Genomic DNA, 2,775 nt, shown 5'->3' with positions numbered 1-2,775 from the left:
GCGAACGCCGGGACCCATAACCACAGGCCGTCGTCCTGAAACGCGACATCAGCCATTGTGCCCGACAGCGACATCACGCGGTATGGGTCCCGGCGTCCGCCGGGACGACAGTGAGATCGTCATTCCGGGGCGATGCGCAGCATCGAACCCGGAATCTCGATCCGCATATTCTTTCCACTCACTTCGAGATTCCGGATCGGTCCGCATGACGCGGACCGTCCGGAATGACGGAGCACATGCATGCTGACCTTCTACGGAAAGACCTTCACCTCACGCCTGCTGATCGGCACCGCGCTGTACCCCTCGCCCGCCATCATGCAGGACGCGATCCGGGCCTCGGGATCGCAAATCGTCACGGTGTCGCTGCGGCGGGAATCCGCCGGCGGCAAGACCGGCGATGCGTTCTGGAAGCTGATCCGCGAGCTCGGCGTCACCGTGCTGCCGAACACCGCCGGCTGCCGCAGCGTGCGCGAGGCCGTCACCACGGCCAAGCTGGCGCGAGAATTGTTCGGCACGAGCTGGATCAAGCTCGAGGTGATCGCCGACAACGACACGCTGCAGCCTGATGTCGTCGGTCTGGTCGAAGCCGCCACCATCCTGATCAAGGACGGCTTCGAGGTCTTCCCCTATTGCACCGAGGATCTGTCGGTGGCGACACGGCTGGTCGATGCCGGCTGCAAGGTGGTGATGCCATGGGCGGCGCCGATCGGCAGCGCCAAGGGCATCATCAACCGCGATGCGCTCAAGCTGATGCGCGACCGCCTGCCCGATATCACGCTGGTGGTCGATGCCGGCCTGGGCGCGCCCTCGCATGCGGCGGAAGCTTTCGAGCTCGGCTATGACGCGGTGCTGCTCAACACCGCGGTGGCCAAGGCCGCCGATCCCGTTGCGATGGCGCGCGCCTTCAGGCTCGGCGTTGATGCCGGCCGTACCGCTTACGAAGCCGGGCTGATGGACGCCCGAGATTTCGCCTCCCCCTCCACCCCTGTCGTTGGGACACCGTTCTGGCATGCCGTATCCTGATCGTTTCTATCCGGTCGTCGACAGCCTCGCCTGGGTCGAGCGCCTGACCAAGCTCGGCGTCGGCACCGTGCAGCTGCGGGCCAAGGACCTCAACGATGGCGAGGCGCTGCAGATCGTCACCGACGCGCTCGCCATCACCAAGGGCACGGCGACGAAGCTGATCGTCAACGACTACTGGCGCGCGGCCATCGTCGCCGGCGCCGAGCATCTGCACCTCGGCCAGGAGGATCTGATCGAGGCCGACCTCGCCGCGATCCGCGAGGCCAGGCTGACGCTCGGCATCTCCACCCATGATGACGTTGAGTTGGAGGCCGCGCTCGCGGCGAAGCCCGGGTATGTCGCGTTAGGCCCGATCTTCCCGACCACGCTGAAGTCGATGCGCTTCGCACCGCAGGGCATCCCCAAGATCACCGAGTGGAAGCAGCGCGTCGGCGACATTCCGCTGGTCGCGATCGGCGGCATCAAGCTGGAGCAGGCCGCGGAGATCTTCGCGGCCGGCGCCGACTCGATCGCGGTCGTCAGCGACGTCACCCAGAATGCCGATCCGGATGCGCGTGTGCGTGCTTGGCTCGATGCGACCAAGGAGGTGGCGTGATGCGCGCTGTTCTTGCGAACGGGTCTGGCAGTAATGGGGCACTGACATCGCCCAGAATGAGGTCGTTCCCTCCCCCCTTGTGGGGGAGGGCTAGGGAGGGGGGTCCCTCACGATCGGTGCCCGTGGCTTACCCCTCTCCCCAACCCTCCCCCACAAGGGGGGAGGGAGCCTGAACAGTATTCGCGCCTCACATCTCCAACACCAAATACCGCTCCTCGCCGCACGCGCCTGAGGCCAAGACATCATCAGGAGGATCCCATGAACATCCGCTCCAATCCCGACACCACGCTTCCCGCCGTCACCACCGGCGCCCTCGCCTCCTCGCGCAAGATCTACGCGACGCCGGACAGCGCGCCTGATATCCGCGTGCCCCTGCGCGAGATCATTCTCTCCGAAGGCGCCGGCGAGCCGAATCTTCCCGTGTACGACACCTCCGGCCCCTACACCGATCCAGCCGTGACCATCGACGTCAACGCCGGTCTCGCACGCAACCGCCAGGCCTGGGTGCTGGAGCGCGGCGGCGTCGAGCCATATGACGGTCGCATCATCAAGCCGGAAGACAACGGCAATGTCGGCGCCTCGCATGCCGCGAAGGCCTTCACGGCGCATCACCAGCCGCTGCGCGGTCTCGACGGCCACAAGGTGACCCAGCTCGAATTTGCCCGCGCCGGCATCATCACCAAGGAGATGATCTACGTCGCCGAGCGCGAGAATCTCGGCCGCAAGCAGCAGCTCGAACGCGCTGAGGCAGCGCTTGCCGACGGCGAGAGCTTTGGCGCGGAGGTCCCCGCCTTCATCACGCCGGAATTCGTCCGCAGCGAGATCGCGCGCGGCCGCGCCATCATCCCCTGCAACATCAACCATGCTGAGCTGGAGCCGATGATCATCGGCCGCAACTTCCTGACCAAGATCAACGCCAATATCGGCAACTCGGCGGTGACCTCCTCGGTCGAGGAGGAAGTCGACAAGATGGTATGGGCGATCCGCTGGGGCGCCGATACCGTGATGGACCTTTCGACCGGCCGCAACATCCACACCACCCGCGAATGGATCCTGCGCATCGCGCCGATCCCGATCGGCACCGTTCCCATTTATCAGGCGCTGGAGAAGTGCGAAGGCGATCCCGTCAAGCTGACCTGGGAGCTCTACAAGGACAC

General features: G+C 65.5%; 3 protein-coding genes. All 3 read left to right on the top strand.

Features of this window, described 5'->3' with window-relative positions:
• The first annotated feature begins 240 nt into the window (after nt 1-240).
• Nucleotides 241-1,023 (top strand): thiazole synthase, encoded by a 783-nt coding sequence (locus tag WA702_RS20610; protein ID WP_425112394.1) that lies wholly within the window; start codon nt 241-243, stop codon nt 1,021-1,023.
• Nucleotides 1,010-1,618 (top strand): thiamine phosphate synthase, encoded by a 609-nt coding sequence (locus WA702_RS20605; protein WP_425112393.1) that lies wholly within the window; start codon nt 1,010-1,012, stop codon nt 1,616-1,618. Before WA702_RS20610 ends, WA702_RS20605 begins: the two co-directional genes overlap by 14 nt.
• A 258-nt stretch (nt 1,619-1,876) precedes the next feature.
• Nucleotides 1,877-2,775 (top strand): phosphomethylpyrimidine synthase ThiC (locus WA702_RS20600; protein ID WP_425112392.1); only part of this gene is annotated, 899 nt, incomplete at its 3' end.

This window comes from Bradyrhizobium sp., from assembly GCF_049798375.1.
Taxonomy (GTDB): domain Bacteria; phylum Pseudomonadota; class Alphaproteobacteria; order Rhizobiales; family Xanthobacteraceae; genus Bradyrhizobium.
The sequence above is the reverse complement of the archived record's forward strand: the minus strand, read 5'-3'. Positions and strand labels throughout refer to the sequence as shown.